The following is a 26,419-nucleotide window of genomic DNA, read 5'->3' on the forward strand; positions in this document are numbered from 1 at the left end:
TTGACTGTAAGACTTTAGTTATTTCTAATTATCTTTTTTTTGCTGAAGGCTAAAAGCTAAAGGCTATCTTATAAATCCTACTCCTGCTGTTGTATTGGTTGCTGCATCGATTAAGATAAAAGCACCGTTTGATTTATTGTCGTTGTAAGCATCAAAATAAATTGCTTTGCTTAACTTGATATTTACTTCGCCTATTTCGTTAATTGCTAATTGAGATGCTTCTGTAGTTCCAGAAAAATCGGTTGCAATAACGTTTTTCACGCTGTCAATTTTCGCTAAAACTCGGTTGGTGTTGTGTTGCACAAAATATTTTGCACCTGGAACTAGTTTTTTACTATCCATCCAACAAACTGTTGTATTGATATCTTTCTCCACTTTAGGCAACTCAGATGATTTTACAATCATGTCTCCTCTAGTTACATTGATATCATTTTCTAATTCGATTGTGATCGACGAACCTACTGAAGCTTCATCAAATTGTTGATTGAAAAAGTGAATGTTCGTCACTTTCGACTCTGTTAAAGAAGGTAATACTGTTACAGCATCTCCTACTTTAATATTGTTCCCATATAATTTTCCAGCATAGCCTCTAAAATCGTGGTACTCTTCTGTCTTTGGACGAATAACGGTCTGTACCGGGAAACGTGCTTTTCCTTTTTCGTATACATCTGCAGGCTCTAAAGCTTCCAGGTGTTTTAGAATCGTTTGCCCTTCGTACCAAGGCATTCCGCCTAAAGATTCTACGACATTATCACCAGTTAAAGCACTCAACGGAATGTAACTAACGTTTTGTTCTTTAAAAGTACTTTTTGCATTTAGCGCTTCAAAATCGGCTTTGATTTTATTATAAACTTCTTCAGAATAATCAACTAAATCCATTTTATTAACAGCAACAATTACTTCTTTTACTCTCAATAAATTATTGATGAAAAAGTGACGGTACGTTTGCTCAATAACTCCTTTACGCGCATCAATTAAAATAATCGATACTTGTGAAGTTGAAGCACCTGTAACCATGTTACGCGTGTACTCTACATGACCTGGAGTATCAGCAATAATGTAACTTTTCTTAGCAGTAGAAAAATAAATATGAGCCACATCAATCGTAATTCCTTGTTCTCTCTCTGCAACTAAACCATCAGTAGCCAAAGAAAAATCTAAATAATCATATCCTTTTTGTTTGCTGCTCTTTTCGATTGCTTCCAGTTTGTCTGTAGTCAAAGATTGTGTATCGTATAATAATCTCCCGATTAATGTACTTTTTCCGTCATCTACACTTCCTGCTGTTGCTATTTTTAAAACTTCCATTATATATTTTTTGTTTAAATCCTCCCCCCAACCCCCTCCGAAAGAGGGGGAGTCGAAACGTTAATTTATTGTCTTATTATTTAATTCCCATCAGAGAATATCTTTTAAATCTTAACCTTATGGATAAAACTAAATCGTATAATATCTCTATTAAAATAATCTACCCCATTTGATCTTTCTTGGAAACTATTTAAGTAACCTAATTCTAACGCAATGGCCGGACTAACTCCCACTTGAACTGCTGCGTAAATTCTGTTTTGATCGAATGTGTTTTTTATAATTTTGTTCCCGCCATTAATCATTATTTCATCCGATAGAATTCCTTTTAGATAGTGTTTTTCTTTCTTCCAAAAAGTGTAATCTCCTTGAATTCGGTATCTAAATCTCAAATAAAAAGTAGTTCCATCTTCAAGCATTATTTTACTTGCATTATGAACAAACCGTTCTTCTATCATATACCGATGTGTCAAATTCACTTTTCCTAAAGTCTGTTTCACCGTTGCATCTTGTTGCAAACGATATTCAGGAATATGAAAACCCGTTTTAACTTCAGGATCTTGTGTCGCCACTGAGAAGTAAGCAAAACCTGCACCTAACTCCACCTTATCAGTTATCTTACCTCTCAGTTGAACCCGACTCACAAAAGTGTTTTGGGTTACTGGATTTATAAAAATTCGATTATCAATCTCAGTATGTACAGACCATTTATTATTTAATTCCAACTGATTGTAATATCTAGACCAAAGTAAACTCTGCTTGTCGACATTTTTTTCAGTTTGCGCTTGTATTCCAATACTAAACAGCAATACACCCAAAAGAAATTTCACGGACTTCATTCTAAAAGTACCCTTGTTGTTTTCTTTTCTCCATGGCTGCCTCAGAGCGTTTATCGTCAATTCGAGCACCTCTTTCAGATATTGTTGAAGCTCTAATTTCACCTACTACTTCTGATATTGTTGCCGCATAAGAATCAACTGCTGCCGTACAACTCATATCCCCTACTGTTCTAAAACGGACAATGCGTTCTTCAATCTCTTCGTTTTCTTCTTGGTATACATAAGGAGAGTGTGACCAAATCATTCCGTCTCTCAAGAATACTTTACGTTTGTGTGAGAAGTAAATTGATGGAATTTCGATTTGCTCTTTTTCGATATAACTCCAAACATCTAATTCAGTCCAGTTCGAAATAGGAAAAACACGTACGTTTTGTCCGTTTTCAATTTTACCATTCAATAAATCAAATAATTCAGGACGTTGGTTTTTTTCGTCCCATTGACCAAAGTCATCACGAACAGAAAAAATACGTTCTTTTGCTCTCGCTTTTTCTTCATCACGACGAGCTCCACCAATACAAGCATCAAACTTGAATTCGTCAATCGCATCTAATAAAGTAGTAGTTTGCAAACTGTTTCTACTAGAGTATTTACCAGTTTCTTCAACAACCTTTCCTTCGTCAATTGCATCTTGTACATTACGAACGATTAATTCCAATCCTAATTCTTTCACCAATCGGTCTCTAAATTCAATAGTTTCCGGAAAATTATGACCTGTGTCAACATGTAATAATGGAAAAGGAATTTTAGCTGGAAAGAATGCTTTTTGCGCTAACCTCACCAATGTAATGGAATCTTTTCCTCCAGAAAAAAGCAAAACCGGCTTATCAAATTGAGAAATTACTTCTCTAAAGATGTATATCGCTTCGCTTTCTAATGCGTTTGTTTTTAATATTGAACTCATGTTTTTTGTTTAAAAGTTTCAGGTTTAAAGTTTCAAGTTATTGCAACCCAAATAAACCCCTTAACTATTTATATTTTTTTCTAATTACTCTTTACTATTCACTAATTACTACTTCTGGTGCAAACCACATTCTTTATGGCTTGATTCCCACCACCATCTACCGGCTCTAATGTCTTCACCTTCGGCGATTGCTCTGGTACAAGGCGCACAACCTATGCTCACGAATCCTTTTTTATGAAGAGCATTTTGCGGAACATTATTTAGCTCTATATAATCCTCTACTTCTTTCAAGGTCCATTTTAGCAGCGGATTGAACTTGATGATTTCAAATTTCGAGTCATATTCAAAAAGATGTAAATCATTTCTGTTTTCTGACTGCTCTGCTCTCAATCCTGTAATCCAAACTGAGTTTCCTTTTAATGCTTTAGTCAATGGCGCTACTTTTCGAATAAAACAACACTCTTTTCTATTTTCAACCGATTCGTAAAAGCTATTTGGACCTTTTGTATTCAATAAATTCTGCACAGCAGTCGCTTCAGGAAAATAAACTTCAATGTGTTTTTTATACTTCTTAAGTGTCTTATGAAAAACATCATAAGTTTCTTGGAATAAACGCCCCGTATCTAAAGTGAAAATATTGATCGCAGTATTACTATTTGCAATTAAAGCTGTAATCACCTGATCTTCTTGCCCAAATGAAGTCGAAAAAACTACTTTATTTTTATATTCATCTGCCAAAAAAGCAAAAGTCTCTTCAATCGAAAAGTCTTTTGTTTTCTCTATTAATGCTTGTACTATTATTGTGCTCATTTTTCTTTCTAATTATAAAATCTATTACCCTATCGGCTTAGTAGATTACATCGCAAAAGTACTACTTATTTCTAAACCACAAAACAAAAACTTACTTTTCTGCGCCAAAAAGAGATAACAAGTTAACGACTCATAGAAAGCACAATAGCACTCGAGGAGTTAAACTTATTAAATAAAAGATTTATCTTAATTCCACTATTATTATTCATAAATAAAGTCACTAAACCCTAATAATTATTAAATTTTTCAGATATATCTCTATATAGTCTATCTAGCCCATAGGATTATTATAATTTACTTTCTACTTTTGTCAAAAATTAATTAGTTATGGATTTTCAATTAGGCTTTATAGTTGCCGGATTACTAGTAGGCTTTATTGTGGGCTTGACAGGTGTAGGAGGCGGCTCTTTAATGACTCCTATTTTACTTTGGTTTGGTATTCCTCCAACCACCGCTGTAGGTACCGATCTATTATATGCTGCCTTTACTAAAATGGGAGGAGTATTTGTACATCACAAGAAAAAAAATATTAATTGGTCAATTACAGGCTGGCTTTCTCTAGGTAGTGTTCCTGCTGCTTTATTGACCTTATGGATTTTAAACAGTATTAAAACCGATATTTCATCTATAAATTCGATCATAAAATACAGCCTAGGTTGGGCTTTGCTTTTAACATCTATTGCCGTTCTCTTCAAAAAGAGATTACTTGTTTTATCTCAAAAGCATTCTGGTGATAAGTTTCATAGCGAAAGTAAAACACGAAATATTTTGACAGTGGCTATTGGGGTTTTACTTGGAGTAACCGTTACGTTAACATCTATTGGTGCTGGAGCATTAGGTACTGTTACTCTATTTTTTCTTTTTCCGTTACTACCAACTCCCAAACTCGTGGGTACTGAGATTGCTCACGCAGTACCACTAACACTAGTTGCAGGACTAGGACACGCCTCTATGGGGAATTTAGACCTAACATTACTCGTTCAGTTACTTATGGGTTCATTACCTGGAATTTTCATGGGTAGCATGCTTAGCGGTAAAGTTCCCGATTTATTACTTAGGAACGCTATCGCAATCATGTTGTTTTTTGTAGGCTACAATCTCGTTTTCTAGAACGACTGTACACCTAATAAAAAATCCCTTTCCGTACAAAAATGTATGGAAAGGGATTATTTATTTTTCGTTTTTCTACTCAAAAAGCGATATCAGCCAAACTATTATTTTCTAAAATCTGAAGTGTATTATCTCTAACCTCAGTCATTAGTTTACGTACCGCACAAGCTGCTTCATCTTGACAGTCATCACATTTTTCATAGAAATTATGAGAAGCACATGGCAGTAAAGCAATAGGACCTTCTAATATTCGATAGACCTTAGCCATGTTGATTTCCTCGGGCTCTTTGATTAAATAATACCCGCCGCCTTTTCCTTTCTTAGCACCTAAAAACCCTGAATGGCGCAAAAGCAACAAAATACTTTCTAAGAACTTTACCGAAATATTTTCACTCTTTGCAATATCTGCGATAGCAACAGGAGTTTGATCTTCTTGGCGCGCCAAAAATGTCAAAGCTTTTATTCCATATTTTGTTTTCTTTGAAAGCATAATTTAGTAACTAATATATATTTAATAATACCAAATCTACAATCAAAATTCGTCAATCACAAATGTCGCTTTTAACCTAAGGCTTGCTCCAAATCGTTAATGACATCTTGTACCGTTTCTAGTCCCACTGAAACACGTACTAATCCATCAGTAATACTCACAGACAATCGCTCGTCAACAGATAATTTACTGTGTGTTGTTGATGCTGGATGCGTTACAATAGTTCTAGTATCTCCTAAATTTGGCGAAAGGGAACACAATTGAATCTTGTCTAAAAAGTTACGTCCTGCTTCTAGTCCGCCTTTTATTTCAAAAGCTACAATGCTACCACCTGCTTTCATTTGCTTTTTGGCAATTTCATGTTGTGGGTGCGATTTCAAGAACGGATATTTCACCTTATTTACATTAGGATGCGTTTCTAAAAACTCAGCAACCTTCATTGCATTTTCGCAATGTCTATCCAGACGAATGGCCAAAGTCTCTAAACTTTTAGACAATACCCAAGCATTAAAAGGCGATAAAGAAGGTCCTGTCAATCTAGAAAACAAATATATTTTCTGAATCAGTTCAGGATCTCCCACAGTAATTCCTCCTAAAACCCGACCTTGTCCGTCCATTAATTTGGTAGCAGAATGTACCACCAAATGTGCTCCCCATTTGATTGGCTGCTGCAAATAAGGCGTTGCAAAACAGTTGTCAATAACCAAAATCAAATTGTGTTTTTTGGCGATATTCCCTAGCAGTTCCAAATCGATAATATCAACCGCTGGATTCGTTGGCGATTCAGCAAAAAGAATCTTTGTTTGTGGAGTTATAAAACTTTCAATAGTTTCCGGTTTGTTGATGTCGAAATAGGAAGTCTCGATATTCCACTTTGGAAAATAGTTTACAAATAAGGAATGAGTCGCTCCAAAAACACTACTCGAAGATACAATATGATCATCAGATTTCAATAAAGCAGCCATGGTTGAATACACCGCAGCCATCCCAGAAGCAAAAGCAAAACCTGCAGTAGCACCTTCCATTTTGCATACCTTTTCTACAAATTCATTTGTATTGGGGTTGCTATAACGGCTATAAATATTGCGATCTTTTTCTTCGGCAAATGAGGCACGCATATCTTCAGCATCTTCAAATACAAAACTTGACGTTAAGTACAAAGGAACCGAATGTTCTAAATATTGCGTGCGTTCTAATTGGGTGCGGATGGCTTCGGTTTCAAAACCAAATTCTTCTTCGTTCATTTTATGTTGTTTTAAAAAAAGTGTTTCGCAGAGATTCACAGAGAATACTCAGCGATACACAAAATATTTTTTTAATTATTATTAAATTATGAAAGTGGCTAGTTTAAATCTTTTCTAATTCAACTCCATTCAAAACTACCTTATAATGTATTGTTGCAGTTGGTTCTAAGGTTTTAGAAACCGAGCAGTATTTTTCAAAAGAAAGTTGAGCCGCTTTGGCTGCTTTGTCTTCTTTAATGTTTCCTTCTAAGTAAAAAATCAAATGGATGTCTTTAAAAGGTTTTGCTTCGCCTACTTGAACACGTTCTCCCTCAACCTCAGCTTTAAAAGATTTGATTTCTTGACGTTGTTTTTTTAAGATCGAAATCATATCAATTGCGCTGCAGCCCGCCACTCCCATTAATACTAACTCCATCGGACTTACTCCTAAATCATTTCCGCCAAATTCAGAACGGTTATCAACTTTTACAATATGCCCACGTTCGTTTTTTAATTCGAAATGGAAATTGTCGTTTACTCTATTTAATTTAATTTTCATAGTTATGTATTTATTTGAACGCGAGTAACACGGATTTGCTTTCGCAAAAACACGGATTTAAACGCTGATTTTTTATTTATTTTAATTTAATAATTCGTTACAATACCAGTAAGAATAGCCAAATTGAAACGATCCAAAATATACTATTGAACCAACCATCAATGAATAAAGATCGATCTATTGTCCAATAGGTATCAACACTTTTTCTTTCATATTTTAGATAGAATAATTTACTTAAAACATAATAGACAATCTGGGCAAGCAGTGGTACAAATAATGCATTAATAGCAGTATTCTGTCCTAAACCAATCAACAGACTTATCGAAGCAATTAAAAATAATATGATATTTAAAATTATTAGTTTAAGAAACCATTCTTTGCTATCTAATTTACTTTTATCAAACAAGAATATCAATGACACATTCATTCCTATTAAAATAAAAATAATATCCATATAAAATTCTTTTTGCTTACCGATCACTGAAAACTGGTTACTATTCACTAAAAACTGTTCACTTCAACTACCCTTTATCCGATAACCTCAAAATATCACCAAAAACTCCTCTGGCAGTCACTGCAGATCCCGCTCCGGCTCCTTGAATGACAATTGGACGGTCTCCGTAAGATTCCGTGTAAATTTCGAAGAAAGAATCAGATCCTTTTAAGCCTCCCAAAGCGGTATCCGAAGGTACGGAAACTAATTTTACTTCCAAAATTCCTTTATCGTGTTGCAAATCACCCGACAATTCTCCGATGTATCTCAACACGTGATTTGGTTTTTGATCTGATTTTATTTTATCATAAATAGGATCAAATTCTTTAAGCTTCGTTAAGAAATCAGCAGCACTACCTTCACGTAAGTGCTCCGGAATCAAATTTTGAATAGCCACTTCTTCAAATTCATTTTGTAAATCTAATTCTCTAGCAAGTATTAATAATTTTCTCCCTACATCATTACCGCATAAATCTTCTCTTGGATCTGGCTCTGTGAATCCGCTATCAATCGCTTCTTTTAATATTTCGCTAAACGGAACACCTTTGGAAGAGAAATTATTAAACAAATAGCTTAATGTTCCTGAGAAAACACCTTTAATTTTAGTGATGTTTTCACCTGAAAGATGCAGTAATTTTATCGTATCAATTAATGGCAACCCTGCTCCTACGTTTGTTTCGTACAAATAGTTCTTCTGGTTTTCAGCAAGTACCTTTCTTAAGTCCTTATAAAAACCATAACTCAAGGTATTGGCAACTTTATTAGACGAAATCAAATCAAAACTATTCTCAGCAAGCGAAATATAGTTTTCTACAAACGTAGCGCTCGCCGTATTATCAACGGCAATTAAGTTTTCTAGATGATGTTCATTTGCATAAGCGATCACATCATCAATTGTATACGAAACTCCATTCGTTTGGATTTCGTTTTTCCAGTCTGTTGAAACTCCGTTTTTATTTAAGAGTATGCTTTTAGAGTTTGCAATTGCAAACACATTTAACTTAACGTCTTTTCTTGTTTCGATGGCTTTGGCCGATTCTAAAATTTGATTAATCAAAGTTCCACCTACTAATCCATGACCAAATATGGCAATATTAATTTTCTTGGCCACACCAAAAATCTCACCGTGAATTACGTTCAGTGCTTTGTGAAGTTCAGACTTTTTAACCACCAAACTCACATTCTTACCCGTCACAGTATTGTTAAATAATATCGGAATAATTTTGTTTTTTATTAACGCTGTATAAGGCTTGTGAAAAGTGCTCAAATCTTGTCCAATTATCGAAATAACAGATACATTATCAACCACCTTAATTTTATTGACATCTTTAGAATAGAAATCATTTTCGAATTCCTTTTCTAACTCGATCATCGCTTTTGAAGCTTTATCAGCGGCCACAACAAGACCAATTCCTCGCTCTGAAGAACCTTGAGAAATAATACTGACACTGATATCATTATCTCCCATCACTCTAAAAATACGAGCATCAACACCGGTTTTCCCAAGTAGTCCTCTTCCTTCTAAATTTACTAAGGAAACATTTTCTAAAACAGAAAGCGTTTTAATTCCCGACGCATTAGAGTTAGATGTAATTAAAGTTCCTTTGTTTTCATGGTTGAACGTATTTAAAATTCGAAGTGGAATATTTTTTTCTAATAGCGGAATGATTGTTTTGGCGTGTAAAATATTTGCGCCAAAATTAGCCATCTCATTCGCCTCGTTATAAGATAGTGTTTCAATTTTTTTTGCATCAAGTACTAGCTCCGGATTGGCAGTATAGATTCCGTCTACGTGCGTGAAATTTTGTAATTCTTCAGCATTGATGTAATTTGCAATTAGCGAAGCGGTGTAATTGCTTCCGTTTCTACCTAAAGTGGTCGTTTCTTGTTTATTATTAGAACCTATAAAACCCGTAAGTATTAGAATTGAATCTTTATTTTCTTTAAAAACTTGGATCACATTTTTCTTAGAAATTGTATCTAAAGGTTGTGCATCACCAAAATTGGAATCCGTCACAATCAACTCTCTTGTATCGGCCAATTTTGCAGAAATATTTTTTTGATTCAGCAGAAAAACCAACAATTTAGCAGCAAGCACTTCTCCTTGTGCCAAAACTTGATCCTGAATTTTTACACTATAATCACCAATCAAACTTACACCTTCAAACAGTTTATCTAGTTTATCAAATTCAACTGAGAAATCAACAGCATCAAAACCATCTTTTTGATAGGTTTTAAAACTTTCCAATAAGGGCTTGTAATTCCCGTTTTTGGCAGCAATTGTCAAGATATCACCCAGTTCATCTGTCGCTTTTGCACGAGCAGAAACTACTACTGCAAATTTTTCGTTTTGCTTTACCTTATTTTCGATAATATGTAAGACTGCATTTATTCCTTCGCCGTTAGCCAAAGATTTACCACCAAATTTTACTATTTTCATCTGCTTTTTATTTTTGAAAACAACTTCTAGTAAATTGTCTAATTGTTCGTATTCCATTAAAAAAGCGTCATGACCATGCGCAGAGTCAATTTCGCTATAGAACACATTAATTTTAAATTTTTTAATTTCGTTATAGGTCTCTCGATTCTCTTTTGCGGTAAAAAACAAATCAGAATTAATTCCCACGATATAAATATTCGCATCTACTTTTGAAATGATTGATTCCAATGACTCATGATTTCTAGTAATATCAATTGTTTTCAATAATTGATTCATCATTTTGTAAGCCGCCAGCTGAAATCTTTTTTCTAGTTTCTCACCGTGGTAGTTTAACCAACTTTCCACTTGAAAAGTTTCGAGTTGTACATTGATGTCTCTATTGAATTTCTCTTTAAATGACTCTGGCGTGCGGTAACACAACATGGCGTGTATGCGTGCGTCCTCGATTGGTTTTTTAGAATTGTTTAATATTTGCTCTTGTAAATAACAATTGGCAATCAACCAGTCTGTAGCTTTCCAATCTGTAGCAATGGGAATAAAGTTTTGAGCTAGCTTAGGCTCTAAGGCCAAAATTTCCCAGGCAATGCCTCCACCTACAGAACCGCCAATGAGCGCAAATAGATTATCAATCTTTAAGAACTTTAGTCCTTCGATAAAAATTCGAGCAATATCTCTGGCAATAAAATCTCTGTAGTTCTCGATGGTAGCCGAGTTGAAGCCGTTACCAGGAACATCAAAAGAAATAATGGTATATTTTCTAGTATCGATTGTTTTGTCAATTCCCACGATATCATTCCACCAACCGGACTCTCCAATAACTTGAGAGTTTCCCGTTAAGGCATGATTAATCACAATGATAGGTGCGGTATGCAGCGGAGCTCCAAAAACTTGATAACTTAAGTTAAGGCTAGCATAAACAGCACCATTATGCGTGGTGAAATTTTGTAAAGTAATATGTGTTGGTTTATTTTCCAATGTCAAATCTTTTATTGATTTTGATTTGTATTTGGAAATATTAAAAAGAAAAAACTAGGTAAATACTAGAGAAATTCTTGTTGTTATCTTTCCACTTTTGGGAGTGGTAGAATGCAGCACCTTCTTCGATTTCTCGAAGGGTTGCTAAGGCATCATCGGGTCTAATCCCTCGTCCTTTCTTTATAACATTTCAATACGATTGTGAACTTTGAATTGCAAATTAACTACTATTTTATGTAACAAGCAAATATTATTAGGCTAGTTTTCAAAGCAGATACAATAAATAACAGAAAAAGCAGGACATCTCTAAACATAATTATTTAGAAACAACCTGCGTATTAAACACTATTAAAATTTGATACTATCAATTAAATAAAGAGTGTGTCATTTTCCTTGGAATACATCAAAAACTGTAAAGAATTTGGTGTGTTAATTAAATTTTTCACATCTGTGTCATTGATACCAAATCGTGGATGAACTAAATCATCAACTGAAAATTTTATTATACTTTTTTTCGATTTTAAATTGCTCAAAAAATGTACTGCCCTGGTAATTCTACTAATTGTCCCCATTTGAATGCTTATTAAATTTTTATATTCTACTTTTTAATTCAATTAAATACTGCCCTGATAAATCTAAATTTCAAAACCTCTACTTTTATCTTTTACCCCCATTAAATGGTAGCAACCTATTACTACAATTTTTAATTTACAGCTATAAAAAAACCCTCCATGTAAAAGGAAGGTTGACTTATAAATATAGATATATTATATAGCGATCACCTCCTTGCGGTTGATTTCGATTTAAGTTTGTATGAAACATGAAAAGTTAAATTCATTTTTGGTATTTTATTTACACAAATTTGAGCGTTTTTTAGATTGTTTCCTAATGATTTACAATAATTTAACATTGATTTACAGCAAATAGTTTAATTTCATAACATACCCTAAAAATACTGTAACATTAAGCGTAGTTTGAGTTACAAAAGCAACAAATTTGCGTCTTATATAGCTGAAAATAGTTAACTGTAATTTTTTAAACAGACCTACTTTAATGTAAAGAAGATGTACATGCTAATGTTCTACATTATCTCAAAGAAAGTAATAAATACATTATTAAACAGTATCGTTTATAATTAAATTCTTTACACAAATAGCAAGACAGTCAATTGCATCTTTGCCTCAATACTATTTTTTACAACAAAAAAAGTTAGGTTTAATTTATTATTCAATTTGGTTTCATACCTTTGCGCTCTAATAAAGAGGAAAAATTTGAACTGATTGCAACCTCTTCATAATGAAACTAATTCGTTATGGATGCTGAAAAATTTTCAGTAGAAAAAAAATGCTAAAGCAGAAACTCTTCTTTAGCTTTTATTGTTGCAATTCCTTTTTCTCGCTTAATTTAAAAATACTATTTATTATGGCTTATTTATTTACGTCAGAATCTGTGAGTGAGGGACATCCAGACAAAATTGCAGATCAAATCTCAGACGCATTAATTGACAATTTCTTGGCTTTCGACGCCAATTCAAAAGTAGCATGTGAAACTTTAGTTACAACTGGACAAGTAATTTTGGCAGGAGAGGTAAAGTCAAACACTTATCTAGATGTTCAACAAATTGCACGTGATGTGATCAAAAAAATTGGTTACACAAAGTCAGAATATATGTTTGAAGCTAACTCATGCGGAATTCTTTCAGCTATTCATGAGCAATCTGCAGATATCAATCAAGGAGTGGATCGTTCAAGCCCAGAAGAGCAAGGAGCGGGAGACCAAGGAATGATGTTTGGTTACGCTACTAATGAAACGGAAAACTACATGCCATTAGCATTAGATCTTTCTCATAAATTATTGCAAGAATTAGCTATTTTAAGACGCGAGAACAACGAAATCACTTACCTACGCCCTGATGCTAAATCTCAAGTTACTTTAGAATACAGCGACGATAACAAGCCGACTCGTATAGATGCAATCGTGATCTCGACGCAGCACGATGATTTTGACGAAGAAGCCACAATGCTTGCCAAAATTAAGAAAGATATTGTTGAGATTCTGATTCCCCGAATTATTGCAAAAAATCCAACAAGTGCTCATTTATTTAATGACAGCATTACGTACCACATTAACCCGACTGGGAAATTTGTAATTGGTGGACCTCACGGAGACACTGGATTAACTGGTAGAAAAATAATTGTAGATACTTACGGTGGTAAAGGTGCTCACGGTGGTGGTGCATTTTCTGGTAAAGACCCAAGTAAAGTAGACAGAAGCGCTGCTTATGCAACACGACATATCGCTAAAAATCTTGTAGCTGCAGGTGTTGCCGATGAGATTTTAGTACAAGTTTCCTATGCTATTGGTGTTGCTAAACCTATGGGAATATTTATTGAAACCTACGGAACATCAAAAGTAAACTTAACTGACGGTGAAATTGCTAAAAAAGTAGAGGCTATATTTGATATGCGCCCTTACTTTATCGAGCAACGTTTAAAATTAAGAAACCCGATTTATAGCGAAACTGCGGCCTACGGACATATGGGACGTACACCAGAAACGGTAACAAAAACGTTCTCAGCTCCAGGTGGTTTAACTAAAACTGTCGAAGTTGAGTTGTTTACATGGGAAAAATTAGATTTTGTTGATGAAGTAAAAACTGCTTTTGAACTGTAATTCATATCCCATAAATACAATAAAACGGCTGCCTTTATGGTTAGCCGTTTTTTTTTAATATAACTCCCAAAAAAAAAGACTATCATATAAAAAATGATAGCCTCTTTACTTTAAAATTAAATTGTGTAATTACAATTTATAAGTAATACCAAGTTTTGCACCACTTACCACGTTTCCACCACCTAGTTGAAGATTTACTCCAAAATTTTCATTAAAGAAATAACGACCACCAACTTGTAAACCTAATCCAAAATTATCTGCTCCGTCATAATTGTATGTACTTCCGTTTTGTTTAGAAGACCAGCTATAGTAATTTAAGTTAGCTCCAGCATAAAAATCCCACTCACTAGAAATATCTAGAATTTCATTAAAATGATAATTTCCATTTGCTTGAATTCCAAAGATAGAACTTCTTACTTCTCCTACTGCCGCTCCAAAATTTTGGTTATACGATTGGTAAGAAAGTTCTCCTCCGACAGTAAAGTTGGTAGCAATACCATAGTCAAGACCAACGTAAACAGGTGTTCCCCAACCTGAAGTCCCTAAACCAGCATTCAGTTGTAATCCATCTTCTTCTAATGGTGCTTGAGCATTCGTGAACCCAAATGCGAACAATGCTAAAAATAAAGCAATCTTTTTCATAATTTTTTGTATCTTATTTTGTACTAAAAAAATACCAGCAATTCGATTTCAAAAATACTATTTATCCTGCTAATTAAAATAATTTTTCAAGCTGAAATAGCCGTACCTAATGAAACAATTATAAATTATATTTCAAACTTAAGATCACATATCTTGGCTGAACCATATACTGAGACGTTCTAAATCCTGTTTGACTAAAACTATCATCATTTAAAGTTTTGGTATTTAGTAAATTCGTCGCGCTAACCGTATACTCCATTTTTGCATCTTTTTTACGATAGCTTAAACTTGTATTAAGAAACTCATACTTGTTATTTACTGTACCCTGCGAGTTCGAATAATTGTAATTATTATAATCAGCTGTAAAAGAAAAACTCTTTAAGAACAGATAATCCAACTTAGCAAAAGGTTGTTTAGTTTTGAAAATCGTATTTTGATAATCATTTAATGTCAAAGAATAACCTACTTCTAAGTTTGGCCAAACTTTAAACTGCGTTCCAAGTGATCCTCTATAACTCTGAGTAAAGGATTCTGTAGTTTGTATGAAATCAATTAAAGGGTTTGTTGGATCAGCAGGATTAGCACGTAAACTATTAAACTTAGACCAGTTTAAATTCACATTTACAGATGCTTTGTAATACTTCATGAATGAACGCTGGTAGCCTACTGTACCATTCAAGCTCTCATTTTCAAAATTAGCATTCACCTTCTCACTAACTTGATTGATCCCTGTAAAAAAAGCTCTATTTACTACTGGATTAGACGTTTTACTGTAATTAAGATTACCAAACATAGTCGTAAAATTATACAAATTATACTTGAAATAACGAAGCGAATGCGTCTCCTGCAAAGCGTTTTCTAGAAAGCGATTTCCTCTATTGAAGGAGTTAAAATTAGAAAAAACATAGCCTTGAACGAAAGAACTAACATCATTGAAAACGTTTGCTTTTCTGTAATTATAGGTAAGTGATTCCGACTTTTTGATTTGGTATTGCGCAAAAACATCAGGCAAAAAACGACTAAAATTGTCTTCTTGCTTGGAATTTAGCTGTACGTTATTTGTATTGTACTGATGAATACTAACACCTGGATTGAAGGTGAATTTACCTGATATAAATTTATAATGAACTCCCAAATAAGCATCATTAAAACGATATTGAACATCATTTATATAATCAGGATCAATAAGATTAGATTGTGTCCCATTATCGAACAACTGATAAATAGACGAATTATAATCTTGATACGAATTTGTATTTCCTGCTGTAATATTCAAATTACTCTTGGCAGTTAATGAATAGTAGTAATCTACTTTTACATCTAGTTTATTTGTTTTAACAAAGCGACTTTGATTGATATTAAAGCTAGTTTGATTTGAATCAAACCCTAAAAACGGAAAAGGATCGTTTAAAAGGTCTGGATTATAGAAAGGATCTTCGTTCTGGTATAAATGCTGCATTTCTAAAGCCCACGTGCTTTTCTTACTTTGTGTCCAAAACATATTTACACTTTGGTTTACTGCGATAGGCTCTTGTTTCTTGAAAGAGGCAATAGTGTTGTTTTGAACAATATCTCCATTGGGATTAAAAGTAATTGAATTAGTAAGGAGATCGTTATCTTCTGTTTGATTTGATTTTCTAAAGGAAATATCGTAGTCAAATTGAAAATTAGTATTTGGCTTGAATTTAGATCCTAATTTAAAAATAGCTAAATTATTTCTCAAATTAGAATTATCTATTCTGTTTTCTGTAGTACTGATCTCAGTAGAATTCGGTTGAAAAATTCCGTTTCTACTTATTGTGTTAGTAAGTGTTTTGTTTGATGAAAGCACTCCAAAAGCACTTAAACTCCATTTTTTGGACATTTGATGGGTCACATTCACTGCCCCAAATTTATTTTCGATATTTGAAGCTCTATTATCACGAGCTGTAGATATCCCTAAGTCATTACTAGACACATTAAAGTTAGTCCCATTTCTACCAATTGTATTTCTAGAACCACCTGTTAATCTAAAATAATCACGAATTGAAAAAGGAACATCTCCAATATTATTAAAATTAGTTAGCACGTTAACGCTTGTCTTAGGACTGTAGTAAAACAATTTGGGATTAATAATGAAGCGCTCTCCAAAATCGGTACCCGCAGAGATATCACCAAAAAAGAAATTCTTCTTTCCTGATTTCAACTTGATATTAATAGCTACATCATCATTATTATTCTCTAATCCTTTTAATTGGCTTACATCACTAAAATTTCTTAATACCTGAATTTTATCTACTGCATCAGCTGGAATGTTTCTTGATCCTAATTTAGTATCTCCTTCAAAGAATTTTTTACCATCAACAAGCATTTGTGTTACTTTTTTACCTTCTACTTCTATCTCTCCATCAGCATTAATCTCAACACCAGGGAGTCTTTTCAACACATCTTCTAGCTTTCGCTCCGTACCTGTTTTAAAAGAATCGGCATTGTAAACAATCGTATCTCCTTTTATAGAAACAGGCATTTCACGTACAATTTCAACTCCGTCTAATTCAATTCCACCTTCCTCAAGCACAATAGTTTTTGTAATATTTTCAGCAGTAGTTATCACTTGCACCTCCTTATTCTGCATTCCCAGGAAGCTTATTTTAATCGAATAGGTCGTATTCGGCTTTAAACTCAGCGAAAACTTTCCTTTATCATTAGTTATAGCATAGGAATCCATTGCTTTTGTGCTGACATTAACCGCCATAACATTTGCCATTTCAAGCCCTAAAGCTTTTGAATCCGTAATAAGACCATCTAATTTAACAGATTGACTAAAAGAGGTTGCGCTTACTATAAGCAACAACAGTAGTAAAGATTTTTTCATATAAACTATGGGTAAAAAAATATTTGAATTAATGCGTAACTAATTATTGACCTATTCTAAATTGTCCACCCCCATTACCTCCACGACCTTGGTACATCTCTCTCATTTCTTGCATTTTTTTGGTAGTTGTTTCATCAAAATCCTTTTGTGAAATTTCTTTACCTTTTGTAGGAGCTTTAATATCAGTCTTCGTTTTAGGATTCAAAACTACTTTTGAGCATAATATCACCGTCTTACCATCATTTACCTCTAATATCAAACCAGGCAATCCCCAGTATTTATCAGGACCTTGATTTACCGGAATTTCAGGAGTATACCACGCTGTTACTATTACATCCTTCGGCATCTCTAAATTATCCATGAAATTTGTTTTCTTCTCTTTCTCTTCGCTCTTCTCTTCTTTTTTCTCTGCAGAATCTTCAGATCTTTTTGGTCTTAAGTTTCTAAAATCAGTTTGAGTTACAGGTACTACTGCTGTAGCCTTAAAACAATTATATCCTCCTATCACCCTAGTTTCACCTTCCAATTTCCAATTTAAGCTCGCTAACGAGTCCTTAACTAAAAACTCCTTACCCATTAGCTCCTTATCAATAGCGTAATACTTATCCTTAACATTCTTATACATTGTACCTCCTGATCCGCTCATCGAAGCCATCATTCGCATTCCTCCTCCTCCTCCTTGAGTAGGACCTTCTAATCGTTCTTCTTCCTTATAAATAGATGCTGTTTTATCAAAATTCAAGAAAAATGTTTTCTCAAACATGGATTTCATTCCCTCTTCCATATTTTTTTGCATTTCAGGCGTAACATTTCTGTTTCCAGACATCCTAGCCTTAAAATCGGCTGTACTGGTTTTAGATTCATACACAGCCATCCCCTGAAAATTTTGAGCAGCAGCTCCAAAACAACTTAAAAAAGCAATCCCTAAAGTCAACGATATTTTATACATAGTTCTATTTTTTTTGCAATAAGACACAACGCTTACTTATTTGTTACATGTTTCTTAAAAAAGATAAGACTACGTAATTGTTAAAAGGTTTAATTGTATTTTAGCTAATTATGAAAAAACTTATTCTTTTGCTAAGTGTATTTATTAGTTTAGGCGCTTTTGCTCAAGACAAAGCAACAATTGTATCGAAAATAAATAGTATTGTAGTCCATTCTGCTAATGCTATTGGTCAAGATCAGTTTGGCTTTTCTTACTATCTATCAAATAACGTTTTTCATAAAATGAAAGACGATAAAGTACTCGAGTATAAAAATGTGTCTTTAGGAAACATCACCAATGTTGATATAAAAAATCCTTTAAAGATTTTGTTATATTATGAAAATTTCAATACTGCCATCCTTTTAGACAACCAATTAAACGAGGTTCAAAAAATAAATTTTTCTGAAAATAATCCTGCATTACTTATTAGTGCGATTGGCATGTCTACTCAAAATCGACTGTGGCTATACAATTACCTCAACCAACAGATAGGTCTATTTGATTACTTAAAAAATGAATATCGCTCAGTCTCTACTTCATTACCAGGAAAGATTATGGCATATCAAGCTAACTACAATTCATTCGAATGGATTGATGAAAATAACAATTGGTACAGTTGTGACTTATTTGGAAAAATCACTACTAAAGGTAAAGTACCTTACTTTGATGAAGTTGTCATTACAGATAATGATCAAATTATATATTTGAAAGAGCAATTATTATATCATTTTGACCGAATAAAAAGCAAAATTACACCAATCAAAATTTCAGAAAAAAGCTTTCGAAATTTTGATTACAAAGACCAAATTTTATCTATTTTTACATCCGAAGGAATTATCAATTATAAAATCACAATACCGTAATGCACATAGCAGTAGCAGGAAATATAGGTTCAGGAAAGACAACATTAACACGCTTACTGGCAAAACATTTTAAATGGGAACCTCATTTTGAAGATGTGGTAGACAACCCATACTTAGACGATTTTTACCATCAAATGGAAAGATGGTCATTTAATCTACAGATTTATTTCTTGAATAGTCGTTTTCGTCAAGTGATGCAAATTCGCGAAAGCGGAAAAAAAATCATTCAAGACAGAACGATTTATGAAGATGCGCATATTTTTGCTCCTAATCTTTACTCTATGGGTTTGATGACCAATCGTGATTTTCAAAATTACTCGTCTCTCTTTGAATTAATGGAGTCAACGGTAAAAGCGCCTGATTTACTTATTTATTTAAGAAGCTCTATTCCTAATTTAGTAGGCCAAATTCACAAGCGTGGCCGCGAGTATGAAAACTCTATTTCTATTGATTACTTAAGTCGCTTAAATGAGCGTTACGAAGCTTGGATTCATTCTTATGATCGTGGAAAATTATTAATAATTGACGTTGACAACATTAATTTTGTAGATAACCCAGAAGATCTAGGGAATATTATCACTAAAATCGATGCGGAGTTGCATGGTTTGTTTTAGATAAAAAAGCCTACAATGAATAGTTGAATCCTATAGTAAATTGTCTTGGTCTCAATGAAAATTGATAAACATTCACGAAATTAAAATAACTGTTTGTTGTTCTGAAAAATTGTGTGTTAAAAACATTATTTAAAGAGGCATTTATATTTACTTTTTTAGAAGGTTTGTAATGAAGAGACATATTAAAAAGCGTGTTTTGATCACTAGTATCACTTTTTGAAGTTGCTGTTCTAGACGAATCTAAACCAAAATTGATTCGTGTAGAACTAGTGGTATATATATCCAAATTCAAATTCTGAAAAAGAATTGAGTTGTTAATTTCATTAGTTGTAGTTGCTGACGTTCCAAAGTTAAACTTAGCTTTATAATCAAGCGTAAACCAACTACCTTTATCCCAACTCAAGCCAAAATCTATACTTTGCCTCCTATTAATTGCATCAAGAAATTGATCATTAAAAAACAATTGACTTTTACTAATATTGTATGCATATGTCAACTCTGTTTTAAAAGAACCTAAAAACCCTTTTGTTACATATAAAGTAAAACCATAATTTTTTAAAGAATTAGGCTGTTTTATAACTTCTGTAACCATAAAACCATCGCTGTTTAACTCATTTGAAAATGTAGCGTCGGATTTGTTTTGATTCAAATTACCTTTTAAACTTAAAAAAAAACTTTTTAGAATATTATTATAATTTATGTAGGAGGTAAATGAATTTATTCTAGTAGTGTTAACAAAATTTGGATTTTGAACTAATGCATTAAAACTAGTTAAAATTATGGGTGTATAAAGCTGTGAAAAATTGGATATGTTATTATTTAAATCATAACTAACAGCAAAATTCCATTTTGAATTAAAACTATATTTAACAGATATACTAGGCTGGATAAATAAAAAGGAATCACTTATTTCCATAGTAGTGCTATTGTTCTCAATAGAATTTAACTTAATATAGTCCGCAGATAGACCCCCGGAAAACATTACTTTGCCTATATTTATTTTTGAATTAAGTTTAGTCGTTGTTTCAACTTTTTGATAATCAAAGTTGCTTGCTAAAGGAAAGTTTTGGTTAGTAGAATTTGAAATTTGTTTTAGATTACTATCAAATCTAAAATTATTATATTTTAATTTCTGATTTAAATTCCATTCTGATTTGAATAATTTAAAATCATATTGGGCAAAACCAGCTAAGTTAATTTTGCTAACAGAAACATCTTGTAAAGTAGCGCCACTACCATTACCACTTCCTATTAAGGTTTCAAAAACTGGAGGTGTCACACTAAGTTCTTCTTTATTTTGTTCATATTGCGCAAGTAGTCCACTTTGTAATATGTTTTTTTTACCAATTAAAGTTTTCAAACTAGTGCTATTACTGAATTGAAAATTATTCTTTAAGTAATTTGATTCAAGATAGTTAGTGTTAATCAAAACTCTTTCAATCCCTGCATCATTTGCAAATCTGTAACTGGTATTATTCTTTAAATAGAAATTACGTTTATTAATTTCTTGATTAACGCCAGCATTGAAACGTACCGTTCTTAATTGATTTCGGCTTTTATTTATAACACTACTCGATTCATTGTTAGACAAAAAAGTACTAGATAAATTATTATCTATTTTGCTTAGTTCGTTGACATAGTTAAAATTCCATTTTACTATAGTTGAATCATTAACTTTGTGCAAAGCATCATTAGTTATTGCATAAGAGTCATTATTGAGCCAATACTTTTCAGAAATAGCAACTCCATTAATATTTGGCACTTTAATAACGTGCGTTTCTTCTAGTATTAGCCCTCCTACATTTATGTTACCAGAAGATAAATCATTACCAATATCACGAAGCGTTTTACCCGTATTGTTTAATTTACCACTACTAATGTTTTGAAATTTATCTTTAAAATAAATTGGTGTGGCATCTAATTTTCCTGTTAAAAATGGCACTCCCGCATCACCTTTTAAACTACCAAATAATAAACCAACATCATCTTTGATTTTTAAGTTAAATGACACGTTATCCGTTTCGGTTCTACCAATATCAATGCGCTCATGATGATGTTTTTTCATTACATCTATTTCTAGTACAGCATCAGCAGGAATTCCTTGTGTTGCAATAGAGTAGCCTCCTTCTAGTAAATCTAAACCATTAATATATAAATGACTGATAGGTTTGTCAAGATATCTTATCTGCCCACTTTCACTTATACTTACCCCAGGTATCCTGCTAATAACCTCTTCGATCGTATAATCTTTTTTAGCTTTTAATCCATTGACATTATAGGTAATCGTATCACCTTTTATCGTTACAACCTTATCTTTCTTTATCAGAACCTCATCAAGTTTTTGGATTTTTAAACTCATTTGAAAATCTTGTTTAGCACTTTTGAGCGGTATTTTAAGAAGAATAGTTTCGTATGAAATATGCCTAATTATTAACCAAATACTATCTAATTTAATTTCTTTACTTAAAATTAATTTATAATCCCCCCTTGCATCTGAATTTTTAAAGGCTAAAATATTGCTGCCATTTTCAGAATCACTAGCAACGATAGTACAACTAGATACGGGTACATTATTATTGCCAAATGTAGTTCCTTCAATTTCAATCACTTGTGAATAACCAAAAAAAGGCATCCCAATTAGGAATGCCAAAAAAATAAAGAAGAAGAGATTGTTATGCTTTTTTACAATCATTCGAAACGTTCTATGAAATTTTTATTTTTGGGTTTTGCATTTAATCTCGATTTTTCACCATTTTCTCCTACGGCAACTAAAGTTGGTACAGCGATTTCAGCACGATTCATAAATCTAATTTTATCACTGAGAGACATTTCACTAAATTTTTTTCTAATTTTGTAAAATTCATCTTTGTCGATATATTCAAATTTTCTATCCTTCTTTTTTACAAAAAAATTTTCGGTTTTTGAATCAATAGGAAAATCCCCTTTTTTTACCTCATTTACAATAAAACTAAAAACATTTTCTGCATCCTTGATCATCATCACCAATCCCGGTAGTCCATGAAATTTATAGGGACCAACTGTAATTGGTATGTCTGGGTTGTACCATGCACTCCAGTCTCTACCTGCATAGTTTACCGTTGCTTTTTTACAAACATAACCACTAATAATAGTATCTTGATTGATTAGTTTCCAATTGTGATTAAGATTTTCTTTGAACTTGTATGCATCACTTCCAATATTCTCATAATGCTCTGTAGAGTCTCCATATGTCTTTACCAAAAAATAAAAGGATGATCTATTGAGAAGCACATCAGCCTCTGTGAGCTCTCTTTCTTGTTGTATTTTATCAAAGTTCATCATTGCCTCGAAAGTAAACAATGAACCTTGATTTGTAACAATCAATATAGCACTTGTACTTTCAGAGGGTACTTCGGTCGCTAATTTTTTGTAGTTCAATTGATACGACACCCAAAGATCTGAACTTTTAATAGGCTTTGCTTGCGAAAAGACAAAATAACTCATTGCAAATACTAATATTGTGATTATTTTTTTCATAACTTTTTTAAAATCGTTCATCAGCAACTATCTTAAGTTCACTTACAGTAGGCTTTCTCATCATAGTACTTCCTGTGACAATCAAACTTGCGTTGTTATCTAATAAATGCCAATTAATGCAGACACTATACTTTCAGAGTTCTATTAACTAACTTATTCAGCTGACAGATCAAAAGAAATATAGACCGAATAATAATTTAAAAATAAAGATAAATTCTCTCATAATTTATCTTTATTTTTTAATTTATTTTGACTAAAAAATGTCAGAGAATATTTTTTAGTCAAACTGCAGTTTAACATAATGATAATAATAACGAGACAAACCATTCATTCAAAACAAAAACGCCTCACTTTAATGAGACATTTTTATTATGATAGCGTACAAACTGATTATTTAAGCAGATTAAATGAGCGTTACGAAGCTTGGATTCACACCTATGATCGCGGAAAGTTATTAGTGATTGACTTAGACAACATTAACTTTGTCGATAATCCAGAGGACTTAGGTAACATCATTACTAAAATTGACGCGGAATTAAATGGATTGTTTTAGAATATACATATAGAAGCAGATCCTTATAGCGTAAAGCCATAAATAAAAAATGCCTCACTTTCATGAGGCATTTTATTTATGAAATAGTAAAAAACGACTATTTCAGAGCATTAAGTTGCGCTTTTACCTCTTCTTCAGTTCCTTTAAACGTTTGAGTTGTAGTCTCACCATTACTAATTTTAGTGTAAGTCCCTACTACTACTCCATTGTCATTTTTAATTTCAAAAGTTATATTTTCTTGCATTGCTGCATGCATGCTAGCTGGATTCATAAATTTACAAGTGGTACTTTTACATCCTTTAGCTACACATTCTTCTTTTGACATTGAAGTACATTTATCCGACATCATGCAGCAAGTCGCCACACCCTTATCAGAAATTGTATGGCTACCATTTCCTAAAATTGGTGCCATTACTAGCCCTATCAAACACGTTAATTTAATCAAAATATTCATCGATGGTCCAGAAGTATCTTTAAACGGATCCCCTACAGTATCACCCGTAACCGCTGCTTTGTGCGCATCAGAACCTTTATACGTCATCTCACCATTAATTAGCACTCCTGCTTCAAAAGATTTTTTGGCATTGTCCCATGCACCACCCGCATTATTTTGAAAAACTGCCCATAATACACCTGATACCGTTACTCCTGCCATATAGCCCCCAAGCATTTCTGCAATCAATTGGTTATTGTTTGCGTAAATTAATTTTCCAAGTAAAACAATAGCGATAGGAAAACCAATAGTCATAATACCCGGTAACATCATTTCGCGCAAAGCAGCTTTAGTAGAAATATCAACACATTTTGCATATTCAGGCTTAGCTGTACCTTCCATGATACCCGGAATTTCTTTAAATTGTCGGCGTACTTCGTACACCATATCCATAGCTGCTTTCCCTACCGAATTCATGGCTAATGCCGAGAAAACTACTGGGATCATTCCACCCACAAATAGCATCGCCAGTACCGGTGCTTTAAAAATATTGATTCCGTCAATTCCTGTAAAAGTGACGTAAGCGGCAAATAATGCTAACGATGTTAATGCTGCCGAAGCAATAGCAAAGCCTTTTCCTGTAGCTGCAGTAGTATTACCTACTGAATCTAAGATATCTGTTCTAGTACGAACTTCTTTTGGTAATTCGCTCATTTCAGCGATTCCACCGGCATTATCAGATATAGGCCCAAAAGCATCTATTGCTAACTGCATTGCCGTAGTTGCCATCATAGCCGATGCTGCTAAAGCTACACCATAAAAACCTGCCAAGGCATAAGTCGACCATATTGCTGCTGCAAATAATAAAACGGTTGGAAAAGTAGAAATCATTCCAGTTGCCAAACCAGCGATTACGTTAGTCCCTGCTCCAGTTGACGATTTTTGAACGATAGCCATTACAGGCTTCGTTCCCAATCCTGTATAATACTCTGTTACTGATGAAATAGCTCCACCTAAGAATAGCCCAATTAAGGTTGCATAGAATACTCTCATAGAGGAAATATCCTGACTTCCTTCACCAAAAAATTCCATCTTCATAGTTACGGGAAGCATGTATTGTACTAAGAAATAACAAGCGATTGCTGTAAGTCCAATAGACACCCAATTCCCTATATTTAATGCTTTTTGAACCTGAGGCTCCTTGGCATTTTCGTCTGTAATTTTAACTAATAATGTTCCAATGATTGAAAATAAAATACCGAATCCAGCTATAGCCATTGGTAGTAAAATAGGTCCTATTCCGCCAAAAGCGTCATTAATACTACCTCCCATATCTTTAATCACATAATTCCCTAATACCATCGCAGCTAAAACAGTTGCTACATACGACCCAAATAAATCGGCTCCCATTCCGGCAACATCCCCCACGTTATCACCTACATTATCCGCAATTGTTGCTGGATTTCTAGGATCATCTTCGGGAATTCCTGCTTCGACTTTACCTACTAAGTCAGCACCTACGTCGGCTGCTTTAGTGTAAATACCACCACCTACACGTGCAAACAAAGCAATAGACTCTGCTCCTAATGAAAAACCTGCTAAAGTCTCCAAAACAATGGTCATATCCTCAGAATTAGTCCAAACTCCATTCATGAAATAATGAAAAAAGAAAATGAAAAATCCAGTCAATCCAAGTACAGCTAATCCCGCTACTCCTAATCCCATAACCGTTCCTCCACCAAATGAAACTTTTAAAGCTTGTGGTAAACTTGTACGAGCAGCCTGAGTTGTTCTAACATTAGTTTTGGTGGCTATTTTCATTCCCATATTCCCAGCTAAGGCCGAGAAGAAAGCACCAAAAACAAAGGCAATAACTATAAATAAATGCGTTTGAACGCCTTCGATTCGTGTAATTCCAGCCAATACTACACTTGCAACCACTACAAAAATAGCTAACAGCCGATATTCTGCTTTAAGGAAGGCAAGCGCACCTTCATAGATATAATCTGAAATCTCTTTCATCTTACCGTCTCCAGCATCTTGCTTTAATACCCACGAGCGTTTCATCCACATGAAAAGCAGTCCTACCACTGCCATAACTATTGGCAAATAAATCATAATTGAATTCATAAATTTGG

General features: G+C 33.5%; 19 protein-coding genes, 1 pseudogene and 1 riboswitch. Of the genes and pseudogenes, 5 read left to right on the forward strand and 15 right to left on the reverse strand.

Going from position 1 to position 26,419, the window contains the following annotated elements; all coding sequences use genetic code 11:
- Window positions 1-63: 63 nt before the first annotated feature.
- From H8R22_RS00200 to H8R22_RS00215, 4 genes are all read right to left on the reverse strand, one after another.
- Window positions 64-1,308 carry a sulfate adenylyltransferase subunit 1 gene (locus tag H8R22_RS00200; RefSeq protein ID WP_187009531.1) on the reverse strand — a complete coding sequence of 415 codons (1,245 nt, stop codon included), beginning with the start codon at window positions 1,306-1,308 and terminating at the stop codon, window positions 64-66.
- A 104-nt stretch (window positions 1,309-1,412) separates the two neighbouring features.
- Window positions 1,413-2,144, reverse strand: coding sequence for a DUF2490 domain-containing protein (locus H8R22_RS00205; RefSeq protein WP_187009530.1), 732 nt, complete (start codon window positions 2,142-2,144; stop codon window positions 1,413-1,415).
- Between the two features lies 1 nt (window position 2,145).
- Window positions 2,146-3,045, reverse strand: coding sequence for a sulfate adenylyltransferase subunit CysD (gene cysD, locus H8R22_RS00210; RefSeq protein WP_187009529.1), 900 nt, complete (start codon window positions 3,043-3,045; stop codon window positions 2,146-2,148).
- 108 nt (window positions 3,046-3,153) lie between these two features.
- Window positions 3,154-3,855 (reverse strand): phosphoadenylyl-sulfate reductase, encoded by a 702-nt coding sequence (locus tag H8R22_RS00215; protein WP_187009528.1) that lies wholly within the window; start codon window positions 3,853-3,855, stop codon window positions 3,154-3,156.
- A 327-nt stretch (window positions 3,856-4,182) separates the two neighbouring features.
- Between H8R22_RS00215 and H8R22_RS00220 the strand changes: the two genes are divergently transcribed.
- Window positions 4,183-4,965: a sulfite exporter TauE/SafE family protein gene (locus tag H8R22_RS00220; RefSeq protein WP_187009527.1), complete on the forward strand. Its 783-nt coding sequence runs from the start codon at window positions 4,183-4,185 to the stop codon at window positions 4,963-4,965.
- Window positions 4,966-5,044: 79 nt separating this feature from the next.
- Here the strand turns inward: H8R22_RS00220 and H8R22_RS00225 are convergent, their stop codons facing one another.
- From H8R22_RS00225 to thrA, 5 genes are all read right to left on the reverse strand, one after another.
- On the reverse strand, window positions 5,045-5,455 hold the full coding sequence (locus H8R22_RS00225) for an RrF2 family transcriptional regulator (RefSeq protein ID WP_187009526.1): 411 nt from the start codon (window positions 5,453-5,455) through the stop codon (window positions 5,045-5,047).
- Between the two features lie 71 nt (window positions 5,456-5,526).
- The gene (locus H8R22_RS00230; protein ID WP_187009525.1) at window positions 5,527-6,699 is read right to left on the reverse strand and encodes a trans-sulfuration enzyme family protein; all 1,173 of its coding nucleotides are present in this window, start codon (window positions 6,697-6,699) and stop codon (window positions 5,527-5,529) included.
- Window positions 6,700-6,802: 103 nt separating this feature from the next.
- Entirely contained in the window at window positions 6,803-7,237 is a 435-nt protein-coding gene (locus H8R22_RS00235) for an OsmC family protein (protein WP_187009524.1), read from the reverse strand.
- A gap of 97 nt (window positions 7,238-7,334) precedes the next feature.
- The gene (locus tag H8R22_RS00240; RefSeq protein ID WP_187009523.1) at window positions 7,335-7,718 is read right to left on the reverse strand and encodes a hypothetical protein; all 384 of its coding nucleotides are present in this window, start codon (window positions 7,716-7,718) and stop codon (window positions 7,335-7,337) included.
- Window positions 7,719-7,758: 40 nt separating this feature from the next.
- Window positions 7,759-11,145 (reverse strand): bifunctional aspartate kinase/homoserine dehydrogenase I, encoded by a 3,387-nt coding sequence (gene thrA / locus H8R22_RS00245; RefSeq protein ID WP_187009522.1) that lies wholly within the window; start codon window positions 11,143-11,145, stop codon window positions 7,759-7,761.
- Window positions 11,146-11,225: 80 nt separating this feature from the next.
- Window positions 11,226-11,334: riboswitch (SAM riboswitch) on the reverse strand.
- 1,233 nt (window positions 11,335-12,567) lie between these two features.
- On the opposite strand from thrA, the gene metK reads away from it, so the two are divergent.
- Window positions 12,568-13,818 (forward strand): methionine adenosyltransferase, encoded by a 1,251-nt coding sequence (gene metK / locus H8R22_RS00250; RefSeq protein WP_187009521.1) that lies wholly within the window; start codon window positions 12,568-12,570, stop codon window positions 13,816-13,818.
- Window positions 13,819-13,947: 129 nt separating this feature from the next.
- On the opposite strand, the gene H8R22_RS00255 is transcribed toward metK, so the two are convergent.
- From H8R22_RS00255 to H8R22_RS00265, 3 genes are all read right to left on the reverse strand, one after another.
- Window positions 13,948-14,460 (reverse strand): outer membrane beta-barrel protein, encoded by a 513-nt coding sequence (locus H8R22_RS00255; RefSeq protein ID WP_187009520.1) that lies wholly within the window; start codon window positions 14,458-14,460, stop codon window positions 13,948-13,950.
- 118 nt (window positions 14,461-14,578) lie between these two features.
- The gene (locus H8R22_RS00260; protein ID WP_187009519.1) at window positions 14,579-17,314 is read right to left on the reverse strand and encodes a carboxypeptidase-like regulatory domain-containing protein; all 2,736 of its coding nucleotides are present in this window, start codon (window positions 17,312-17,314) and stop codon (window positions 14,579-14,581) included.
- 43 nt (window positions 17,315-17,357) lie between these two features.
- The gene (locus tag H8R22_RS00265) at window positions 17,358-18,263 is read right to left on the reverse strand and encodes a GLPGLI family protein (RefSeq protein ID WP_187009518.1); all 906 of its coding nucleotides are present in this window, start codon (window positions 18,261-18,263) and stop codon (window positions 17,358-17,360) included.
- Between the two features lie 110 nt (window positions 18,264-18,373).
- On the opposite strand from H8R22_RS00265, the gene H8R22_RS00270 reads away from it, so the two are divergent.
- A complete protein-coding gene (locus H8R22_RS00270) occupies window positions 18,374-19,165 on the forward strand; it encodes a hypothetical protein (RefSeq protein WP_187009517.1) in 792 nt (263 codons plus the stop codon).
- The gene (locus H8R22_RS00275; RefSeq protein WP_187009516.1) at window positions 19,165-19,779 is read left to right on the forward strand and encodes a deoxynucleoside kinase; all 615 of its coding nucleotides are present in this window, start codon (window positions 19,165-19,167) and stop codon (window positions 19,777-19,779) included. Before H8R22_RS00270 ends, H8R22_RS00275 begins: the two co-directional genes overlap by 1 nt.
- A gap of 10 nt (window positions 19,780-19,789) precedes the next feature.
- Here H8R22_RS00275 and H8R22_RS00280 read toward each other — a convergent pair whose 3' ends face one another.
- Both H8R22_RS00280 and H8R22_RS00285 read right to left on the reverse strand, forming a co-directional pair.
- Window positions 19,790-22,471, reverse strand: a complete 2,682-nt coding sequence (locus H8R22_RS00280; RefSeq protein ID WP_187009515.1) for a TonB-dependent receptor — start codon at window positions 22,469-22,471, stop codon at window positions 19,790-19,792.
- On the reverse strand, window positions 22,468-23,295 hold the full coding sequence (locus H8R22_RS00285) for a GLPGLI family protein (RefSeq protein WP_187009514.1): 828 nt from the start codon (window positions 23,293-23,295) through the stop codon (window positions 22,468-22,470). The genes H8R22_RS00280 and H8R22_RS00285 overlap by 4 nt, the downstream gene beginning before the upstream one ends.
- A gap of 271 nt (window positions 23,296-23,566) precedes the next feature.
- Here H8R22_RS00285 and H8R22_RS00290 point away from each other — a divergent pair.
- Window positions 23,567-23,848 (forward strand): annotated as a pseudogene (locus tag H8R22_RS00290) (deoxynucleoside kinase); the annotation flags it as partial.
- Window positions 23,849-23,945: 97 nt separating this feature from the next.
- Here the strand turns inward: H8R22_RS00290 and H8R22_RS00295 are convergent.
- Window positions 23,946-26,411, reverse strand: coding sequence for a sodium-translocating pyrophosphatase (locus tag H8R22_RS00295; RefSeq protein ID WP_187009513.1), 2,466 nt, complete (start codon window positions 26,409-26,411; stop codon window positions 23,946-23,948).
- Window positions 26,412-26,419: the final 8 nt, after the last annotated feature.

It is taken from the genome of Flavobacterium kayseriense (genome assembly GCF_014305095.1).
Classification (GTDB): domain Bacteria; phylum Bacteroidota; class Bacteroidia; order Flavobacteriales; family Flavobacteriaceae; genus Flavobacterium; species Flavobacterium kayseriense.

What these genes read in the sequence shown, in the direction of transcription:
- H8R22_RS00225 (WP_187009526.1), bottom strand. Translation starts at nt 5,455, where the DNA reads ATGCTTTCAAAGAAAACAAAATATGGAATAAAAGCTTTGACATTTTTG.
- H8R22_RS00215 (WP_187009528.1), bottom strand. Translation starts at nt 3,855, where the DNA reads ATGAGCACAATAATAGTACAAGCATTAATAGAGAAAACAAAAGACTTT.
- H8R22_RS00295 (WP_187009513.1), bottom strand. Translation starts at nt 26,411, where the DNA reads ATGAATTCAATTATGATTTATTTGCCAATAGTTATGGCAGTGGTAGGA.
- H8R22_RS00235 (WP_187009524.1), bottom strand. Translation starts at nt 7,237, where the DNA reads ATGAAAATTAAATTAAATAGAGTAAACGACAATTTCCATTTCGAATTA.
- H8R22_RS00205 (WP_187009530.1), bottom strand. Translation starts at nt 2,144, where the DNA reads ATGAAGTCCGTGAAATTTCTTTTGGGTGTATTGCTGTTTAGTATTGGA.
- metK (WP_187009521.1), top strand. Translation starts at nt 12,568, where the DNA reads ATGGCTTATTTATTTACGTCAGAATCTGTGAGTGAGGGACATCCAGAC.
- H8R22_RS00265 (WP_187009518.1), bottom strand. Translation starts at nt 18,263, where the DNA reads ATGTATAAAATATCGTTGACTTTAGGGATTGCTTTTTTAAGTTGTTTT.
- H8R22_RS00285 (WP_187009514.1), bottom strand. Translation starts at nt 23,295, where the DNA reads ATGAAAAAAATAATCACAATATTAGTATTTGCAATGAGTTATTTTGTC.
- H8R22_RS00220 (WP_187009527.1), top strand. Translation starts at nt 4,183, where the DNA reads ATGGATTTTCAATTAGGCTTTATAGTTGCCGGATTACTAGTAGGCTTT.
- cysD (WP_187009529.1), bottom strand. Translation starts at nt 3,045, where the DNA reads ATGAGTTCAATATTAAAAACAAACGCATTAGAAAGCGAAGCGATATAC.
- H8R22_RS00200 (WP_187009531.1), bottom strand. Translation starts at nt 1,308, where the DNA reads ATGGAAGTTTTAAAAATAGCAACAGCAGGAAGTGTAGATGACGGAAAA.
- H8R22_RS00230 (WP_187009525.1), bottom strand. Translation starts at nt 6,699, where the DNA reads ATGAACGAAGAAGAATTTGGTTTTGAAACCGAAGCCATCCGCACCCAA.
- H8R22_RS00270 (WP_187009517.1), top strand. Translation starts at nt 18,374, where the DNA reads ATGAAAAAACTTATTCTTTTGCTAAGTGTATTTATTAGTTTAGGCGCT.
- H8R22_RS00275 (WP_187009516.1), top strand. Translation starts at nt 19,165, where the DNA reads ATGCACATAGCAGTAGCAGGAAATATAGGTTCAGGAAAGACAACATTA.
- H8R22_RS00280 (WP_187009515.1), bottom strand. Translation starts at nt 22,471, where the DNA reads ATGATTGTAAAAAAGCATAACAATCTCTTCTTCTTTATTTTTTTGGCA.
- H8R22_RS00260 (WP_187009519.1), bottom strand. Translation starts at nt 17,314, where the DNA reads ATGAAAAAATCTTTACTACTGTTGTTGCTTATAGTAAGCGCAACCTCT.
- H8R22_RS00255 (WP_187009520.1), bottom strand. Translation starts at nt 14,460, where the DNA reads ATGAAAAAGATTGCTTTATTTTTAGCATTGTTCGCATTTGGGTTCACG.